This window comes from Streptomyces sp. NPDC088794 (assembly GCF_044750545.1).
Lineage (GTDB): Bacteria > Actinomycetota > Actinomycetes > Streptomycetales > Streptomycetaceae > Streptomyces.
The window spans coordinates 115,886-133,840 of record NZ_JBIVKB010000005.1 but is presented as its reverse complement, the minus strand read 5'-3'; the positions used below and the strand labels follow the sequence as shown (position 1 = coordinate 133,840).

The following is a 17,955-nucleotide window of genomic DNA, read 5'->3' as shown; positions in this document are numbered from 1 at the left end:
CTCCCCTTGCAGGAGGTGTCAGTTGGACAAGTGGATGGTGTTCCGCGGGCGGAGACTCAGCCACGGTCGAGGCGGGCGACCTTGCGGGTGCTCAGGTCGATCACGAGCTCACGGGCGTCGATCCAGGGCCCGTTCTTCACCTTCGGGAACAGCCGCACGCACCGGTGTTCGCCGCACTGGTCGAGTGCGGCGGGCTGGGCGCCCGGCGTGGCCCGGTACACCGCGCCGTTGAACAACAGCTGGTCCGGGGAGGTGAGTTCGTTGCCGGTGGCGTCCTTGTAGTCGGCCTTCAGGCCCGCGCCGAGCGGGTCGGCGATCAGCAGCCTGCCCGCCTCGACGTTCTCGGCACGGCTCAGCGGAGGCTGGACACCGTGCTGGGTGCCGGTCTGTTCGACCTTGCCCGTGGCGAGGTTGACGGTCTTGGTGACGAGGGTGTCGTCCTTGTAGTCGTAGAACGTCACGTCGGCGCGCCGGGGCGCGTCCGGGTCGTCCGTCTCGTTGTTCTCCGGGTCGGCGAGGTCCACGGTGAGCCGCTGCGGACCGCGCTGACCGGTCACGTTCTCGGTGGAGTTGAGCAGCTGCCGGTTGGCGGCGATCTGCTCGGCCCGCTTCGTCTCGTCGTCGGTGAGCGGGTCGCCGCCCGTGCCCTTGTCGCCCTCGGCCGGCGCCTGCTGGACGACGCCCGGCTGAACCGCCCCGTCCTGCCCGGCCTGTTGAGCGGCCTGGGTACCGCCGCCGCTCTTGCCGTCGCCCGATTCGTCGGCCCCGGCCGTGCCCGGCAGGGTGATCCCGATCATCACGGCGGTCCCGGCGACCGCGATGGCCGCACCGGCCACCACCTTGCCCAGATGGCGGTGCACTAGATTGCGCACTTCTTCCCCCTACTCCCCCTTTGTCACAGGGAGTACGTGTCTGCCCCACATGGTCGGCATACCGCGTATGCCCGCTGGTCGATCGGTAAGAGGGACGTAAGTCATAGGTGGTTCCATCACTTTCGGGGAGACTCATGACCAAGGCGCCTCCCACGGCGCGCTCCACCTGAAAGAGTCGTGACCATGCAGGTCTGGCCTGGCGAGGCGTATCCGCTCGGTGCCACGTACGACGGCGCCGGCACCAATTTCGCGGTCTTCACGGAGGCCGCGGACCGAGTAGAGCTGTGTCTGCTGCACGACGACGGCTCGGAGACGGCGGTGGAACTGCGCGAGAGCGACGCTTTCGTGCGCCACGCGTACGTGCCCGGCATCATGCCCGGCCAGCGCTACGGTTTCCGGGCGCACGGCCCGTACGCCCCCGAGCGCGGCCTGCGCTGCAACTCGGCGAAGCTGCTGCTCGACCCGTACGCGAAGGCCATCAGCGGCTCGATCGGCTGGGGCGAGGAGGTGTACGGCTACCACTTCGGCGCGCCCGAGGAGCGCAACGACCTGGACTCGGCGCCGCACACGATGACATCGGTCGTGGTCAACCCCTACTTCGACTGGGGCGACGACCGGCGCCCGCGCCGCGGCTACCACGAGACGGTGCTCTACGAGGCCCATGTGAAGGGCCTCACCATGCGCCACCCGGGGCTGCCGGAGGAACTGCGCGGCACCTACGCGGCGCTCGCGCACCCGGCGATCATCGAGCACCTCACCGAGCTCGGGGTCACGGCCCTGGAGCTGATGCCGGTCCACCAGTTCGTCAACGACCACCGCCTGGTGGACATGGGCCTCAACAACTACTGGGGCTACAACACGATCGGCTTCTTCGCCCCGCACAACGCGTACGCCTCCTGGGGCGACCGCGGTCAGCAGGTGCTGGAGTTCAAGTCGGCGGTGCGGGCGCTGCACGAGGCCGGTATCGAGGTCATCCTGGACGTGGTCTACAACCACACGGCGGAGGGCAACCACCTGGGCCCGACGCTGTCGTTCCGGGGCCTGGACAACCCGTCGTACTACCGCCTCACGGACGATCCCCGGTACTACATGGACACCACGGGCACCGGGAACTCCCTGCTCATGCGGTCCCCGCACGTGCTCCAGCTGATCATGGACTCGCTGCGGTACTGGGTCACCGAGATGCACGTGGACGGCTTCCGCTTCGACCTCGCGGCCACGCTCGCCCGGCAGTTCCACGAGGTGGACCGGCTGTCGTCGTTCTTCGACCTGGTGCAGCAGGACCCGGTGGTCTCCCAGGTGAAGCTGATCGCCGAGCCGTGGGACGTGGGCGAGGGCGGCTACCAGGTGGGCAACTTCCCGCCGCTGTGGACCGAGTGGAACGGCAAGTACCGCGACACCGTACGGGACATGTGGCGCGGTGAGCAGCGCACCCTCGCGGAGTTCGCGTCCCGGCTGACGGGCTCCTCGGACCTCTACCAGGACGACGGCCGGCGCCCGCTGGCCTCCATCAACTTCGTGACCTGTCACGACGGTTTCACCCTGCACGACCTGGTCTCCTACAACGACAAGCGCAACCAGGCCAACGGCGAGGAGAACCGGGACGGCGAGAGCCACAACCGGTCCTGGAACTGCGGAGCGGAGGGCGAGACCGACGATCCCGAGGTCGCCGGACTGCGGGCGCGCCAGATGCGCAACTTCGTCGCCACGCTGATGCTCTCCCAGGGCGTGCCGATGATCAGTCACGGCGACGAGTTCGCGCGCACGCAGGGCGGCAACAACAACGCGTACTGCCAGGACAACGAGGTCGCCTGGGTGGACTGGCCCACCGAGGACAGCGAACTGCTGGCCTTCACGCGCGCGATGGTGTGGCTGCGCAAGGACCATCCGGTCTTCCGCAGGCGGCGCTTCTTCCACGGCCGGCCCGTGGAGGGCACCCACGACGAGCTGTCGGACATCGCCTGGTTCACGCCCGAGGGCGAGGAGATGATCCAGCGGGACTGGGACTCGGCCCGGGCCTCGGCACTGACGGTGTTCCTGAACGGCAACGCGATCTCCGAGCCCAGTTCGCGCGGTGAACGGATCGGCGACGACTCGTTCCTGCTGATGTTCAACGCCTCGCCGAAGACGCTGGAGTTCGTGGTCCCGGTCAACCACGGCCGGCAGTGGCAGGTGGTGGTCGACACCGCCCGCTCGGACGGGGTGCCACCGAGCGACGGGCCGAAGGTGCAGGCCGGGGACCGGCTGACGCTGGTGGACCGGAGCATGACGGTGCTGCAACGGCCGGTCTAGGCCGGGCACGCGGCCGTGGGCCGGCCGACGCGGGCACCCGCATGCCGGCCCACGCGGGCACACGCATGGCGGCTGCGATGACACGAAAGGCGGCGGGGCGGGTACGTAGGTCTGCATGACACCTGAGCGACCCGACCCCGTGGTGCCCACGGCGACCTACCGACTCCAGCTGCAGCCCGAGTTCCCGTTCGCGGCCGCGGCGGCGGCCGTGCCGTACCTGGCCTCGCTCGGCGTCTCGCACCTGCATCTGTCACCGGTGCTGGAGTCCGTGCCGGGCTCGGCGCACGGCTACGACGTCGTGGACCACGCGCGCGTACGCGAGGAACTGGGCGGCGAGGAGGGGCTGCGCGCGCTGGCGCGCACCGCGCGGGAGCACGGTGTCGGGCTGGTGGTGGACATCGTGCCGAACCACATGGCGGCCGTTCCGCGCCACAACCGCGCCCTGTGGGAGGTGCTGCGGGAGGGTCCCAAGTCGCCGTACGCGCGCTGGTTCGACATCGACTGGGAGGCGCAGGGCGGCCAGGTGCTGCTGCCGGTGCTCGGGCAGCCGCTCGGGGAGGCCCTGGCGGACCTGCGGGTCGAGGACGGCGTACTGCGCTACTACGACCAGGAGTTCCCGCTCCGCGAGGGGACCGAGGAGCTGCCGCTGCCGCAGCTCCTCGACGCGCAGTGGTACCGCCCCCTGTGGTGGCGGCTGGCCCGCACCGAGCTCAACTACCGGCGTTTCTTCAGCATCTCGGAGCTGATCGGGGTGCGGGTCGAGGATCCGGAGGTGTTCGAGGCCACGCACGCCAAGACCCTCCAACTGCTGCGCGAGGGCGTGATCGACGGGCTGCGCGTCGACCATCCCGACGGGCTCGCCGACCCGGACGCCTATCTGAGCCGCCTGCACGAGGCGACCGGCGGGCGCTGGACGGTGGTGGAGAAGATCCTGGCGGACGGGGAGTCCCTGCCCGCCTCCTGGCCGGTCGCGGGCACCACCGGCTACGACGCCCTGCGACACGTCGACGGAATCTTCACCGACCCGGCCGGGTTCGGTGAACTCCTCGGCCAGTACCGCCGGTTCGCGGCCCCGCAGAAGGACCGGGGCGGCGACTGGGCGGCGACCGTGCGGCGGGCCGCCTACCGGGTGCTCACGCACGAGCTGGCCGCCGAGGTCGACCGGCTGACCCGGGTGACCGCCCGGCTGTGCGCGACCTCGCCGGATCCCGCGCTGCGCGACCGGGCGCCCTGGGCGCTGCGCACGGCGCTCCAGGAGCTGCTGGTCCGCATGGAGGTCTACCGGCCCTACACCTCCGGTGACGCGGGGGCGGTCGTCACCGAGGAGGCCGCCGCCGAGGCCCGGCTCGCCTTCGTGGTGCCGGAGGAGGCGGGCGCGGTCGACGTGGTGCACGACCTGGTCCTTGGGCGGGCCGGTGAGGGGCCCGCGCTCACCGAGTTCCAGGTCCGGTTCGCGCAGACCTCGTCGGCGCTGCGCGCCAAGTCCGTCGAGGACACGGCGTTCTACCGCTACGTACCGCTGCTGTCGGCGACCGAGGTGGGCGGCGATCCGGGCAGCCCGGCGGTGTCCGTGGCGGACTTCCACGCGTACTGCGCGCGCGTGCAGCGCGACTGGCCGCTGACCGGGACGGCCCTGTCGACGCACGACGCCAAGCGCAGCTCCGACGTGCGGGCCGCGCTGGCCGTGCTCACCGAGAGCCCGCAGCGGTGGGCGGACGTCCTGGCCGACGTGACCGCGGCGGGCGAGGGCGTGCCGGATCCGCAGCTGGCGTGGGCGGCATGGCAGACGGTGTTCGGGCTCGGCGAGACGGACGTGGACCGCGTCGGGCAGGCCCTGCTGAAGCACGTACGCGAGGCGGGCCTGTACACGAGCTGGACCGAGCAGGAGCCCGCGTACGAGGAGGCCGTGGCGGCGTTCGTCGCAGCGGGGCCGTGCGGGCCGCCCGGCGAGCAGGTCACCGCCCTGCGCCGCGCGCTGGCGCCGCACATCCGGGCGAACGTGCTGGGCACGGCCCTGGTCCAGCTGACGATGCCGGGGGTGCCGGACCTCTATCAGGGCACGGAGAGCGAGTACCGCGCCCTGGTGGACCCGGACAACCGGCGTCCGGTGCCGTTCCCGGCGGCGGACCCCGGCGAGAAGGACGCGGTGACGGCGGCGGCGCTGCGGCTGCGCGCCCGCAGGCCGGGCGTCTTCGGCGACACGGCGACCTATGCGCCCCTGGAGGCGGAAGGCCCGGCGGCGGCCCACTGCGTGGCGTTCGCGCGCTCCGGTGAGACCGTCACGGCCGTGACCCGCCTGTCGCTGCGCCTCGCGGAGGCGGGCGGCTGGCGCGACACCGATCTCGCGCTGCCGCCGGGCCGCTGGGCCGACGTACTGGCTCCGGAACGGGAGTTCACGGGGCACGCACGCGTGGAGGAGCTTTTCGAGCGACTGCCGGTGGCGCTGCTGGAGCGGGTGGGGGACGCCTAGCGGGTGCGGGACGCCTGATGAGGAGGGGTACGGGCGGTCCGGCACCCGGCCTCGTTCTCCGAGTACTCCGAGTGCTCCGACCCGCGTGCGGAACCCCGTGGCGCGCCGGTCCGTCGTACCGGCCACCGGCTCGTGTCCGCGCGCGCTCCCGGGGCCGGCGCCGGACGGCCGGCGCGCGGTGCCGGGCGGCGACGGCCGGTGCACGCCCGGGCTCCCCGCCACCGTCCCGCGGCCCTCCCGGTGCCGGGCGGCGGCGGAATCGGGCCGATCCGCTCGCCGTTCGCCACATAGCGGCCGGCGACCGGGTGTTCGGCACGCATCCGGTGGGCCCCGACGGCCGTACGCCGGTGCCCACGCCCCCGGGCTCTCGGATACCGCACCCCCGCTGGCAGCAACGGCCCTTCCCGCTGGCGGTAAATGCCTCTGGGCGCCCCCTGGAGCCTCCCCCGTGCCGTCCTTGACAGGCCCCGAACCGCCATGGGGTACTGCGAATGCGAAGCCGGGCGGACGTGACGGGGGTGAGTCTCCTGCCGCAGCTGCGCTACCCCACCGTGGCCCAACTCTCAGCATTCGCACGGGATGTGGCCTTACGTCGGCCGGCTCTGTGCACGCTGCGACAAGTGGGCGCCTCCCGCGCGGGCAGGCCCCTCCACCTGCTGTCCGTGGGCCATGCCCGACGCGCCGTGCTCGTCGTCGCGGGAGCCCACGCCAACGAACCCGCCGGCGGCGCCACGGTCCTCGCGCTCGCCGAACGCGTGCTGGAGGAACGGGAGTTGCGCTCCGACACGTCCTGGCACTTCCTGCTCTGCGCGGACCCCGACGGGGCGAGCCTGCACGTCACACCGGCACCGCGCAGCCTGTACGAGTACCACCGCGGTTTCTTCCGGCCGGCCGCCGAGGAACAGCCGGAGTGGGCGCCCTCGGTGCTGCCGCCGGACCGGCTGCCGCCCGAGACCCGGACGCTGACCCGGGTCATCGACGAACTGCGCCCCTACCTCCAGGTGACCCTGCACGGCACCGATCTGGGCGGCAGCTGGGTGCAGTTGACCAAGGACCTGCCCGGACTTGCCGAGCCGTTCGCGAAGTCCGCGGCGGAGCTGCACATCCCGGTGGAGACCGGCGCCTCGGACGCGGCCGGCTGGTCGGCGTCCGGGCCCGGGGTGCATGTTATGCCCTCGCCCGGCGCGGGCGCCGCGTACCCGAGCATGCCGGACGACGCACGCCACAGCACCTGGTACCACGCCCATCGCTACGGCGGCCTGACCGCGGTGGTGGAGGTGCCGATGTGGGCGAGCGACCTGGTGGACGACGCGGCCCCGCATCCCGCGCCGGCCGCGGCGATCCGTCAACTGGCGCGCCGGCTGCTGCGGGACGGCACGGAGGTCGACCGGACGCTCACCGAGGCGCTGCCGCGCCTTGCGGGCGTCGACGGGCCGCTGCTGCGCGCCGCCAGGTGGGCGCTGGAGCTGATACCGGGCCTGGCCGCGGACTGGATGCACACACCGCCCGCCGACAACACGATGGCGTACGTCGGCAGCGTGGACGCCTTCGCCCGGCGGCTGCCGCTGCGCGCGGCCGCCATGCTGCTGCGGGTCCTGCGGGAGACCGACGACCTCGCGGCAGCGCGCCTGGACCGGCTCGTGGCGATGTGGAGCGACGCCTTCGCGGACCGCTTCCGCGCCCGCTGGGTCCCGCTGGAGCACCAGGTCGAGCACCAGTCCCGCACGGTCGTGGCGGCGGCGCTGTACGCGCGCGAGCGGGCCGAGTGAGGCACGCACGCGTACAGCTCGTCGCCGTACCCCCGTCTCCTGTCCTCAGCCGTCGAGCGCGAACACCGATCCGGTCCGGGCCGCCAGCACGCACGAGTTGGAGAAGGTCTGCGCGTACTCGACCGGGCGGCCCCGCCACTCCCCGCGCGCGTGCACGCTGACCGGTGCGTAGACCATCGAGCAGAACACGTCCTTGGCCGGGATCGCGGCGATGTCGCCGTCCGCCGCCGCGAGTTCGGCGCAGGCCTCGGCCGCGTGGTGGTGGCCCTGGGGCGGGTCGCACAGCAGCAGGGTGCCGCGGGTGTCGCTGGAGCGGGCGTCGCCCTTGGTGACGGTGAGGTAGAGGTGGTTGCCGGGGAAGGCGTCCGTGGGCGCCGCCACCGCGGGGGCCGCACAGGAGAGGAGCAGGAGGGCGGCCGACAACAGCCCTCCCCGGGTCGCGGTCGAAGCAGATGCAGTCATTCCCGATGCATCGGCACGGCGGCCTCGGAACCCCACCCCGGCTCACCCGAACGGGAGCGCGCGGACGCGTGCCGCCCGGCGAGTTCGAACGCCGCGAGCACGACCCGCGACTGGTACTCGACCTGGCGCGAGACCGGGATCCACCGCGCGCCGCAGCCGTCCCGGTAGTCGGCGCACCACTCGTCGATCAGGCGGTCGAGGTCCGCCCGCACCCGGGCCTGGTCGCGGCCCGCCCGCGTCACGAGCTGGTGCAGCAGTCCGGCGGTGCGCAGCGCCAGGCGCCGTCCGGCGATGCGCAGGGCGGCCAGGTGGGCGGTGCTGAGCGGCGGCAACGGGCGCGCGCCGGCGGCGATGTCGGGGTCCCAGGTGTCGGCGAGGCCGGGGCAGACCAGTAAATAGTCGTCCACCGGGGCGAGCAGGCGCGCCGCGTCCGGCACGCCCGCGAGGTGCGGGCGGATGCGTGCGAGGAGGTCGGCGAGGCGCCGGGCGTCGTGGCGCAGGGTGTGGCTGACCGTGCGCAGGACGGCGGCCCCGTCGGCGGGCGGCGAACCGTCGGCCACGGCGTCGACGGCCCACATGGGCGCCTCGACGACCGCCGTCACGGTCCCGTGCCGGTAGGGGTGGAACCAGGTCGACTCGACGGCCGCCTCGGTGATGGCCGCGGCCAGGTCGCCGCGCTGCGGCGGCGGGATGCGGTAGACGGCCGGCCCGAGGCTGGGCCAGTACAGGGTGTCGTACGGGCCCAGTTCGCGCGGTACGCCGAGGCGGGCCGCGGTGTGGGCGACGCGGCGGGCGAGGCCGGGCAGGTCGTGGGTGAGCTCGACGAAGCCGCCGCCGACGTCGACGCCGTGCAGGGAGCACTGCAGAAAGGGCCGCAGTTCGTCCTGGAGGTCGAGGAGGGTGCGGGTCTCCGGCAGTACGGCGCCGGCCGCGCCGTCGGGCAGCCATTCGGGCTGTTCCATGAAGCCGGGCCGGAAGAAGTTCCGGAAGTACCGGCCCAGCGTGTACGGGCCCGGCAGCCAGCCCTCGTTGCGGCGTAGTCCGTCGGGGTCGAGGCAGAGCAGCAGGTTCCAGGTGGCGTCGGCGCCCTCGGTGAGCCGGGGGTCGGCGAGGGCGCGTTCGGCGAGCCGCAGCACGGTGGCGCCGCCGACGGGTTCGTTGGCGTGCGGTCCGGCGACGACGAGGGCCTGTCTGACGCCGTGTCCGACGGAAAGGAGCCACAGGGGGGTGCCCGCGCGCGAGGTGCCTACCCTGCGCAGCCGGGCGTCCTGGGGACGCCGGGCGACCAGAGCCGCCGCCCGCGCGCCGAGTTCGTCGACGGTCGGGTAGCGGAGGAGGGGTACCAGGGCACACCTCCACATAGTGGTACCGCCGATTCACCGGATGTGCATGGTGTACGCACAGTCAGTCACGGCCGGGGAGGTACGTCAACACCGCTGCCGGGAAAGGGATTCGGCCCTCCGCAACAGATCAACAGCCTGTCATGCTCAGGCCAATGATGGCCGGAAGTCGGCGGTCGGGAAGTCCACGGCCGGGCGTCCGCGGCCGAAGCTCGTCGAAGCGGCGCGGAAGCGTTCAGTCGACGGCGAGCCGGTACGTCATCCGTCCGAACCCGATCTGGTCGCCCTCGCGGACGACGGCCGCGCCGATGACGCGCCGTCCGTTCACCGTCGTGCCGTTGGTCGAGCCGAGGTCCCGCAGCACCCACATGCCGCCCTGCCGGCTCAGTTCGGCGTGCACCCGGGAGACCGTCTCGTGGGTCAGGCGCAGCCCGTTCGCCGGGTCGCGGCCGATGCGCAGCGGGTAGCCGCTCGCCGGGTGGGGCAGCAGCAGCTTGGGCAGCCGCTCGGCCTGCCAGGCCCTGCGCAGCCGTACGGTGAAGCCGGAGACGGCCTCCACGGTGCCGAACACCAGGCGCGAGACCCGGCTCTCGGTGGGCAGGTCGGCGGTGAGCGCGGCCAGTTCGTCGGAGCGGCGGGCGGCCAGCGCCACCTCCATCCGGCGGATGAACGTGTCGTGCGACAGCCGTCCCATGGCGACGCCGTCACGGAGCACCTTCAGCGCCTTGTCGCGCTCCGCGTCGGACAGCCGCGCGGGGTACGTGTTGAACTCGAAGGACGACGTCACGTTCGTGATTGTCGGGCAGCGAACTCCGGGTGTCCAGAAAACGAGAAAACGGTCACCACGCGTGCGTACCTGACGACACCCACCACAAAAGGGCGGATCCAAAAGCGGATTGATCGCGTTTGAAGCACGATGGTGTGGCTACATCCCGGTGAGCAGACGAAGGGGAACCGTCCGTGCAGTTCGAGGTGTGGGCACCGCAGGCCGACCGTGTGACGCTCCATTGCGACGACACCACGCGCGCGTTGGAGCGCGATCCGGGGCGCGAGGGCTGGTGGCGGGGTGAGGCGGAGGCGCGGGACGGCACGCGCTACGGATTCGCCCTTGACGACGGCCCGGTGCTGCCGGACCCGCGTTCGCGCCGGCAGCCGGACGGCCCCGACGGGCTGAGCGCGGTCGTCGACCAGGGGCGCTACGAGTGGCGCGTCGAGTGGGCCGGACGGCCGCTGCCGGGCGCGGTCCTGTACGAGCTGCACGTGGGCACGTACACGCCCGAGGGCACCCTGGACGCGGCGGCCGAGCGTCTCGGGCATCTCGCCGAACTCGGCGTCACCCACGTCGAGTTGATGCCCCTGTGCCCCTTCCCCGGCAGACACGGCTGGGGCTACGAGGGCGTCTCGCTGTGGGCGGTGCACGAGCCGTACGGCGGACCCGAGGCGCTGAAACGGTTCGTCGACCGGGCGCACGATCTGGGCCTGGGCGTCGTCCTGGACGTCGTGCACAATCACCTCGGCCCTTCCGGCAACTACCTGCCGGCGTTCGGGCCGTACTTCACGGACACCCACCACACACCGTGGGGTTCGGCCGTGAACCTGGACGCGCCGGGCTCCGACGAGGTGCGGGCCTATCTGCTGGGCAGCGCCCTGTCCTGGCTGCGCGACCACCGCATCGACGGGCTGCGCCTGGACGCGGTGCACGCGCTGGCGGACACGCGCGCGCTGCACTTCCTGGAGGAGCTGTCCACGGCCGTCGACGCCCTCGCCGTCGACCTCGGCCGGCCGCTGTTCCTGATCGCCGAGACCGACCTGAACGACCCGCGGCTGATCACTTCGCGCGCGGAGGGCGGCCTCGGGCTGCACGCGCAGTGGAACGACGACTTCCACCACTCCCTGCACACCGCGCTGACCGGTGAATCGCAGGGCTACTACGCCGACTTCGCGCGCGCCCCGCTGGCCGCGGTGGCCAAGACGCTCACCGGCGGCTACTTCCACGACAACACCTGGTCCAGCTTCCGCGGCCGCCACCACGGCCGCCCCCTGGACCGCGTGCGCGTGGCGGCGCACCGCCTGCTGGGCTACAGCCAGACGCACGACCAGGTCGGCAACCGCGCCCAGGGCGACCGCCTGTCCGCCGGCCTCTCCCCCGGCCTGCTGGCCTGCGCGGCCGCACTCACGCTGACGGCGCCCTTCACACCGATGCTGTTCATGGGTGAGGAGTGGGCGGCCGGCACGCCCTGGCAGTTCTTCACCGACCACACCGACCCCGAGCTCGCGGACGCCGTACGGCGGGGCAGGCGGCGGGAGTTCACACCGCACGGGTGGGCCGAGGAGGACGTGCCCGACCCGCAGGACCCGGCGACCCGCGACCGCTCCGTCCTCGACTGGAGCGAACTCGACGACGAGCCCCACGCGCGCGTACTTGCCTGGTACCGCCGCCTGCTCGCGCTGCGCCGGGAGCAGCCCGACCTCACCGACCCCGACCTCGCCGACACCAAGGTCGCGTACGACGAGGGCGAGCGCTGGCTCGCCTTCCGGCGCGGGGACGTCCGGGTGGCCGTGAACCTCGCCAAGGAGCCCGCCGCGATCCCCCTGGGCCCACGCCAGGCGCGCGTGCTCGCCGCGTGGGAGCCGGTGGAGGCACCGGGCGCGGACGGGGTGCTGAACGTGCCCGGGGAGTCGGCCGTGGTGCTGCTCCAGGGGTAGCGGCGGCGAGACGCCGGGAGGCCGCAGGGCCGGGTGCCGGGGCCTCAGAGCTCGCCGTCCGAGCCGTCCTCCCGCAGCTCCGTGACCCGCTCCAGCAGGATCGCCTCCCAGGCGTGCCGGAGTTGCAGCGCGAGCAGGGGCAGGGAGTCGGTGTCGTGCGCCTTCAGGGCGGCGGCGAGGCGGATCACCGTGTCGCAGCGGGCGAGCCACAGACCGCGCAGACAGGGGCGGGCGCCGTAGCCGGCGAGGGTGGCGGCGCGGACGGCGGCGGGTGAGCCGACGGCGACGGCGAGTCCGGCGATGTCCTCGGCGGGGTCGCCGAGGGCCGCGTCGGTCCAGTCGAGGACACCGCGCACCCGGCCGTCGGCGCTGACCACGAGGTGCTCGCCCTTGAGGGCGTGGTGCACGAGGACCGCTCCGCCGTGCTGGGCCGCGGCCAGCTGGACGGCGGCCTGCGAGGGCAGCTGGTGCAGCCGTGCCGGGTCGAACTCGTCGGCGGCGCCCAGGCGTTCGGCGTCCTGCACCGCCATCCGGCGCAGCGCCTCCAGGGAACGCGGCGCGACCCTCGGCACCCCGAACACCTCGGCCTGCCGCGCGGGCACCTCACGCAGCCCCGTCAGCAGCCCAGCGAGGTCGGCCTCGCCGACGGCGGACACGTCGTGCTCGCCCGCCGTGCCGCCGGGTACCAGGGTGTCGAGCGTGTACGTCAGCCCGGGCGACCACTCACCGTGCGCCACGCTGGTCGGCACCGCCACGGGCAGATGCGGGCGTACGAGGTCGCGCAGGCGCAGTTCGCGGCGCTGGCGGACGGTGGCCTCGCGGTCGGGGGCCAGCCGCAGCACATGGCGGGTGCCGACCCACCAGGTGGAGTGCTCGCCGCTCTCGGCGACGGGCCGCACGGCGGGGCCCGTGCCGCTGTCGGTGCCGTCCTTGAGCAGGGAACGGACCAGTCGGCGGACGGTGTCCGCGGTGGGTGTCGGTGCCTGGGTCATGGTCGCGCCGTTGTCGCTCGGGGGTGTGCTGGGGGTGTCCATGCGGCCGGTCAGTCCACCACGACCAGTTCGCGATCGGTGTTGTTGAGCCGACGGCCGCCGTCCTCGGTGACCGTGACGATGTCCTCGATGCGCACGCCGAACCGGCCCGGCAGATAGACGCCGGGCTCCACGGAGAAGCACATCCCGGGTACGAGGGGCTGCTGTTCGCCCTCGATCATGTACGGCGGCTCGTGCGTGGTGACGCCGATGCCGTGCCCGGTGCGGTGGATGAAGTACTCGCCGTACCCGGCGTCCACGATGACCGCGCGGGCCGCCCGGTCGACCTCCTGGCAGGCGACGCCGGGACGCACCGCCCGGAAGCCCGCCTCCTGGGCCGCGCGCACGAGGTCGTGCACCCGGCGCTCCTCCTCGGTGGGTTCGCCGACGTGGACCGTGCGGGAGGTGTCGGAGCCGTAGCCGTCCTTGAGGCCGCCGAAGTCGAGGACGACCATGTCGCCCCGCTCGATGACGCGCTCGCCGACCTCGTGGTGCGGGTTGGCGCCGTTGGGGCCCGAGGCGACGATGGTGAAGTCGACCTGGGAGTGGCCGAAGCGGCGCAGCAGGTCCGCGAGGTCGGCACTGACCTCGGACTCCTTGCGGCCGCCGAAGGGAACCTTCCGGATCTCCTCGAACGTTGCGTCCGCAGCCGCGCCCGCGGCTGCCATCAGGTCCAGCTCCGCCGCGTCCTTGACGGCCCGCAGCATCGGCAGGGCCTCGCTGAGGGCGGCGTACGCGGTGCCGGGCAGGGTCCGCTGGAGGCCGAGCAGGTGCAGCGCCCAGGCGTTGTCGCTGACGCCGAAGCGGCCGGTGGAGTCGAGCAGGGCTGCGGTGGCGGCGTAAGGGTCCTTGCCGTCGGTCCAGTCGCGCAGGTTCAGCGCGGGCGCGCCCGGGGCGTTGGCGGCGTCCGGGGCCTCCAGGGTGGGCACGACGAGGACGGGGGCCCGGCCCGGGGCGAGGACCAGCAGCGTGAGGCGTTCCGTGATCGCCGTGGGCGCGTAACCGGTGAGCCACACGAGGTCGGGCCCGGGGGCCACCAGGAGCCCGGCGAGACCGGCCTCGGCCGCGGCCCGGGCGGCGCGCTCCATGCGGGCTCGGTAGTCGTCGGCGGTGAAGGGCGCGGGCGTACTGCCGGTCATCCGGGCCTCCCTGGACGGATGCGGGAACCACTGGGGCCTACGGGGAGCATCCTGCCCGGACACAAGGGGTCGCGCGAGCCGGTTCGCGGGTCTCGTACCCGCCCGACGGACCCGCCGTCAGCCTTCCAGGGCGAGGCGGACGCCGAGGAGCACCAGCACACCGCCGGAGACCTGCTCCAGACGCCGGCGCACTCCCGCACGCGACAGGACGGTCCGCAGGCGCCCCACGAACCACACGTACAGGCCGTAGTAGCCGACCTCGTAGACCGCCCAGAGCGCGGCCAGGCCGACCGTCGTGAGCAGGTGCGGGGCGCCCTGGGGCACGAACTGCGGCAGGAAGGAGAGGGCGAAGACGGCCGCCTTGGGGTTGGCGAGGTTGAGCAGCAGCCCGCGCCGGTAGGCGGCCCGGCCGCTCTCCCCCGCCGCGTCCGACGACTCGTCCTCCGTCGTCCCCTGTGCCGTTCCCTTCGCCCGGCGCGCCTGGCGAAGGGCCTGGACGCCGAAGCCGACCAGGACGACCGCGCCGACGATCCGCATCACGTCGTAGGCCATCTGGGAGGCCGCGAGCAGGGCGCTCAGGCCGAAGGCGGCGACGACGCCCCAGACGAAGACGCCGGTCTCGTTCCCGAGCACGGTGAGGAAGCCGGAGCGTCGGCTGCGCAGGGACTGCTTGATGATCAGCACGGTGCTGGGGCCCGGTGAGGCCGCGATGAGCGTGCAGGCGCCGAGGAAGGCGAGAAGGGTGCTCAGCATGGCGCTCATCGTGGCCCGCGTCCGGGGGTTGGGCCACCGGATTTCCCGGCCGGCCGTGCCCGGCGGCCCGGCCCCTCCTGTTTCCCGCCGCCGGGCGGTCAGGTCACGATGCCGGGTACGGCCGTCAACTGCTGGTAGTTGCCGCTCTGATGACGGACCGTCAGAGTCACCTCATGGCCGGGACGGGCGTCGGCGACGGCGCGGGCGAGGTCGGCCGCCGAGTCGATGCGGGTCTTGTCGAGGTTGAGGAGTACGTCGCCGCGGACCAGGCCCGCCGTGTAGCCGGGGCCCGGCACGTGGACGCCGACGACCAGGGCGCCGGTCTTCTCGGCGTCCACGGCCTCGACGCCGAGGGTGGCGGCAGGGGTGGCCGGTGCCGGGGTCGACGACGAGCCCGAGGCGGCCGAGGAGCCCGGCGTCGCCTTCGACGCAGGGTGGGAAGGGGCCGCGCCCGCCTGGGACCTCGGCCCCTGCTGGGCCGCCTCGCGCTGCATGTCGGCGAGTTTGCTCATGCCGATCACCGTGGCGCCGACGGTGCCGAGGCCGACCCCGGACAGCACCAGGACCGTGCCGACGAACAGGGCGAACAGCAGGGCCCTGACCCGTCGCCCGCGCCGGCGCGCGGCATGCGGGCGCCGGGCGGGGTCGGTCGGGGCGCCGCCGCCTGGCTCCTGGCCGGGCATGGGCTTGGGACGCAACGCGGTCTGTGCCATGGATCGCCTCCGTGGTTCGGCCTCCGGAAGGGATCTACCCGGGGCACCGGCGCCCGACATGCCACGAAAGAGTGAGACTGACCCGGGAAAGACGGGTCGGTGTCATCAGCCGACCGGCAGCGACACCCCCGTCGGCACTCCCGTCGACATCACCGTCGACACCGGCGCCGGCACCTGGTCCGGCAGGAAGGTGTGCGTGCGCCGGGCCAGGTACTCCGCCTTGTAACGGTCCACCTTCCGATGCCAGTTGAGGATCCCGGCGAGCCAGTTCCGCAGGTCCGCCACATAGCCCTCCATGACCTCGCGCGCTTCCTCGGTGAGGTCGAAGTCGTCGTACATGACCGGCAGTTCGTGCTCGGCGACGTGCTGGAACTGTTCCATGCGCTGGGTCATCAGGTCGTGGACGACGGAGAGCGCGGTCGGGTAGTCGATGCCGAAGAAGTTCTGCACGACGAGGATCGCGTTGTGGATCTCGCCCTCGTACTCGATCTCCTTCTGGTACGAGAAGACGTCGTTGACCAGGCACGCGTAGTCGAAGGCCGCGTTCTCCAGGGACCGGACGGGCCCGCTGAGGTAGACCTCGGGCGGCACGGCGGGGCCGTGGCCCATGCGGCACAGGCCCGCGGTGAGGTCGGAGCCGAAGGTGGAGCGGCGCATCTCCAGGTAGTCGACCGGGTCGGGGATGCGGTTCTGGATCTGGTTGGACAGCTCCCACACCCAGCTCTCGGTCATCTTGTCGACCGCGTCCTTGACGGTGCGCCGCTGCGCGGGAGACATCTGTGCCGTGGTGCGCGCCCACAGGTCGATCAGACCGCGCTCCATGCCGTTCAGCGGGACCGGGACCGCCTCCCCGTCGACGGGCATGCAGTCCGACAGGCGCAGGGTGGTCAGCCGGGCGGCGGCCAGGTCACGGCGGTGGCCGAAGACGAGCGGGTAGTAGTCGTCGCCGTAGGTCCCCCAGGCGAGCCAGCCCGAGCTGAGGTCGAGGGAGTCGGCCGAGGCGTCCGGGTCGAGGCCCGCCGCGCACAACGGCAGGTCGGCGGCGGCGAGCCGGTCCTCGTCCCACACGCCCTCCTCCAGCATGCCCATGGCGTGCATCCACGCGGTGAGCCGGGGCCGGGCGGCGTCCAGGTGCGGGTTCAGCTCGACCTCGAAGGGCATGTGGAAGTCGGGCAGCAGGGACGGGCCGACCTTCTGGTACGGCAGGTGCGTGTACGCGCGCAGCCGCTCGGCGCCGGCCGACGCGAGCAGCGCGCCGACGTCGACGGCGGAGGTGCCGGGGCCGGTCGGGGCCTGCCAGGGGGTGGTGGCACGCGCGCGTGCGTTCATGTAGCGGCTGGAGCGCATGTGCCATTCGTGGCCGCCGGACTGCCAGTCCTGAAGGCCCTGCGTGTACTTGGCGACCGCGGCCACCTCGACCGGGGTGAGACCTTTCTCCAGGGCCACGGCGGGCACCTCGGTGAGCGCGGTGTGCTCGAACTGGTGCAGACGTGAGGTCAGTACGTCGTTGACGATCTCGGCGGCCTCCTGGGTGGTGCAGCCGAAGAACGTCTCCAGGACGAGCACGCCGTTGCTCAGCTCGCCCTCGTCCTCGACCTCGCGCTGGTAGGAGAACAGGTCGTTGCGCAGGTGCACCGCGTCGGAGAACGTCTCCATCAGCACCCGCAGCGGCCTGGCTCCGGCGACGGCGGCGGGCACCTCGGCGGTCGCGTACTCCACCAGCCCCGCCGACCAGGGCGCCCCGCCCACCTTGCGGCGCATCTCGATGTACTCGACCGGGTTGGCGATCCGGCCCTCGTTGATGTTGGACAGCTCCCACAGGGACTCGTTGAGGAGGTGCTCGGTGGCGATCGAGAAACGGCGCCGCCACTCCTCGGACATGGCCGGCACCGTCCGCGTCCACAGGTCGGCGAGGCCGGCCTCGACCGGGTTCTGCGGCTCGGGCATCGGCGTCGACAGGTCCATCGGCATGAACAGCGGGAGCCGGTCCAGGTAGGCCTTGCCGCCGGCGCGGTCCTGGGTGCGCTTGAAGATCTCCAGGAAGTGGTCGTCGAAGAAGAAGACCCACACGTACCAGTCGGTGATCAGCGAAAGGGCGGGACCGTCGCACTCGGGATGGGTGTAGGCGCACAGCAGGCCGTAGTCGTGCGCGTCGAGGTCGGACTGTTCCCAGACCCCGGACCCCTCCAGCATGCCCATCTCGCGCGCCCACGCGGTCGAGTGAGCGCGCGCCTCGTCGACATGCGGGTTGAGCCGCGCGGGATACGGCATGTAGAAGTGCGGGAGTTCAAAGGGCTGCTGCGTCATGGCCGGGGCCCTACCCGCGCCCCTCCGGGGGCATCCGCACGGCGGCACATGATCACACCATCGCGTGAATCAGGGGCGAAGTCCGGTGCGGTGGTGCCCTC

General features: G+C 72.7%; 13 protein-coding genes. 4 read left to right on the top strand and 9 right to left on the bottom strand.

The genetic code is table 11. From position 1 onward, the window contains the following. Positions 1-56 precede the first annotated feature (56 nt). A complete protein-coding gene (locus ACIP6U_RS16020; protein WP_401717287.1) occupies positions 57-872 on the bottom strand; it encodes a Tat pathway signal sequence domain protein in 816 nt (271 codons plus the stop codon). 183 nt (positions 873-1,055) lie between these two features. Between ACIP6U_RS16020 and glgX the strand changes: the two genes are divergently transcribed. From glgX to ACIP6U_RS16005, 3 genes are all read left to right on the top strand, one after another. Next, the gene (gene glgX / locus ACIP6U_RS16015) at positions 1,056-3,164 is read left to right on the top strand and encodes a glycogen debranching protein GlgX (RefSeq protein WP_401717284.1); all 2,109 of its coding nucleotides are present in this window, start codon (positions 1,056-1,058) and stop codon (positions 3,162-3,164) included. Positions 3,165-3,279: 115 nt separating this feature from the next. Then, on the top strand, positions 3,280-5,634 hold the full coding sequence (gene treY, locus ACIP6U_RS16010; RefSeq protein ID WP_401717281.1) for a malto-oligosyltrehalose synthase: 2,355 nt from the start codon (positions 3,280-3,282) through the stop codon (positions 5,632-5,634). 518 nt (positions 5,635-6,152) lie between these two features. Further along, complete coding sequence (locus ACIP6U_RS16005; RefSeq protein ID WP_401717279.1) at positions 6,153-7,403, top strand: M14 family zinc carboxypeptidase; 1,251 nt, start codon at positions 6,153-6,155, stop codon at positions 7,401-7,403. Positions 7,404-7,448: 45 nt separating this feature from the next. Here ACIP6U_RS16005 and ACIP6U_RS16000 read toward each other — a convergent pair whose 3' ends face one another. The 3 genes from ACIP6U_RS16000 to ACIP6U_RS15990 all read right to left on the bottom strand — a co-directional run bounded on the left by ACIP6U_RS16000 (position 7,449) and on the right by ACIP6U_RS15990 (position 9,992). Then, complete coding sequence (locus tag ACIP6U_RS16000; RefSeq protein ID WP_401717276.1) at positions 7,449-7,865, bottom strand: SSI family serine proteinase inhibitor; 417 nt, start codon at positions 7,863-7,865, stop codon at positions 7,449-7,451. Continuing rightward, on the bottom strand, positions 7,862-9,226 hold the full coding sequence (locus ACIP6U_RS15995; protein ID WP_401717274.1) for a M14 family zinc carboxypeptidase: 1,365 nt from the start codon (positions 9,224-9,226) through the stop codon (positions 7,862-7,864). Before ACIP6U_RS15995 ends, ACIP6U_RS16000 begins: the two co-directional genes overlap by 4 nt. A 214-nt stretch (positions 9,227-9,440) precedes the next feature. Then, positions 9,441-9,992, bottom strand: a complete 552-nt coding sequence (locus ACIP6U_RS15990; RefSeq protein ID WP_123996929.1) for an FHA domain-containing protein — start codon at positions 9,990-9,992, stop codon at positions 9,441-9,443. 173 nt (positions 9,993-10,165) lie between these two features. On the opposite strand from ACIP6U_RS15990, the gene treZ reads away from it, so the two are divergent. Further along, positions 10,166-11,911: a malto-oligosyltrehalose trehalohydrolase gene (gene treZ, locus ACIP6U_RS15985; RefSeq protein WP_401717271.1), complete on the top strand. Its 1,746-nt coding sequence runs from the start codon at positions 10,166-10,168 to the stop codon at positions 11,909-11,911. Between the two features lie 44 nt (positions 11,912-11,955). Here treZ and ACIP6U_RS15980 read toward each other — a convergent pair whose 3' ends face one another. The 5 genes from ACIP6U_RS15980 to cyc2 all read right to left on the bottom strand — a co-directional run bounded on the left by ACIP6U_RS15980 (position 11,956) and on the right by cyc2 (position 17,854). Then, on the bottom strand, positions 11,956-12,903 hold the full coding sequence (locus tag ACIP6U_RS15980) for an aminoglycoside phosphotransferase family protein (RefSeq protein ID WP_401718513.1): 948 nt from the start codon (positions 12,901-12,903) through the stop codon (positions 11,956-11,958). Positions 12,904-12,953: 50 nt separating this feature from the next. Next, positions 12,954-14,081, bottom strand: coding sequence for an aminopeptidase P family protein (locus ACIP6U_RS15975; protein WP_401717269.1), 1,128 nt, complete (start codon positions 14,079-14,081; stop codon positions 12,954-12,956). A 117-nt stretch (positions 14,082-14,198) separates the two neighbouring features. Further along, positions 14,199-14,834, bottom strand: a complete 636-nt coding sequence (locus ACIP6U_RS15970; protein ID WP_401717266.1) for a LysE family translocator — start codon at positions 14,832-14,834, stop codon at positions 14,199-14,201. 98 nt (positions 14,835-14,932) lie between these two features. Continuing rightward, a complete protein-coding gene (locus tag ACIP6U_RS15965) occupies positions 14,933-15,547 on the bottom strand; it encodes a PDZ domain-containing protein (protein ID WP_401717264.1) in 615 nt (204 codons plus the stop codon). Positions 15,548-15,652: 105 nt separating this feature from the next. Next, positions 15,653-17,854 (bottom strand): germacradienol/geosmin synthase Cyc2, encoded by a 2,202-nt coding sequence (gene cyc2, locus ACIP6U_RS15960; protein ID WP_401717261.1) that lies wholly within the window; start codon positions 17,852-17,854, stop codon positions 15,653-15,655. Between the last annotated feature and the right edge of the window lie 101 nt (positions 17,855-17,955).

Bases quoted from the DNA above. Each gene is read 5' to 3' on its own strand.
- glgX (WP_401717284.1), top strand. From the start codon at position 1,056: ATGCAGGTCTGGCCTGGCGAGGCGTATCCGCTCGGTGCCACGTACGAC.
- treY (WP_401717281.1), top strand. From the start codon at position 3,280: ATGACACCTGAGCGACCCGACCCCGTGGTGCCCACGGCGACCTACCGA.
- ACIP6U_RS16000 (WP_401717276.1), bottom strand. From the start codon at position 7,865: ATGACTGCATCTGCTTCGACCGCGACCCGGGGAGGGCTGTTGTCGGCC.
- ACIP6U_RS15995 (WP_401717274.1), bottom strand. From the start codon at position 9,226: ATGTGGAGGTGTGCCCTGGTACCCCTCCTCCGCTACCCGACCGTCGAC.
- ACIP6U_RS15980 (WP_401718513.1), bottom strand. From the start codon at position 12,903: ATGACCCAGGCACCGACACCCACCGCGGACACCGTCCGCCGACTGGTC.
- ACIP6U_RS15975 (WP_401717269.1), bottom strand. From the start codon at position 14,081: ATGACCGGCAGTACGCCCGCGCCCTTCACCGCCGACGACTACCGAGCC.
- ACIP6U_RS15970 (WP_401717266.1), bottom strand. From the start codon at position 14,834: ATGCTGAGCACCCTTCTCGCCTTCCTCGGCGCCTGCACGCTCATCGCG.
- ACIP6U_RS15965 (WP_401717264.1), bottom strand. From the start codon at position 15,547: ATGGCACAGACCGCGTTGCGTCCCAAGCCCATGCCCGGCCAGGAGCCA.
- cyc2 (WP_401717261.1), bottom strand. From the start codon at position 17,854: ATGACGCAGCAGCCCTTTGAACTCCCGCACTTCTACATGCCGTATCCC.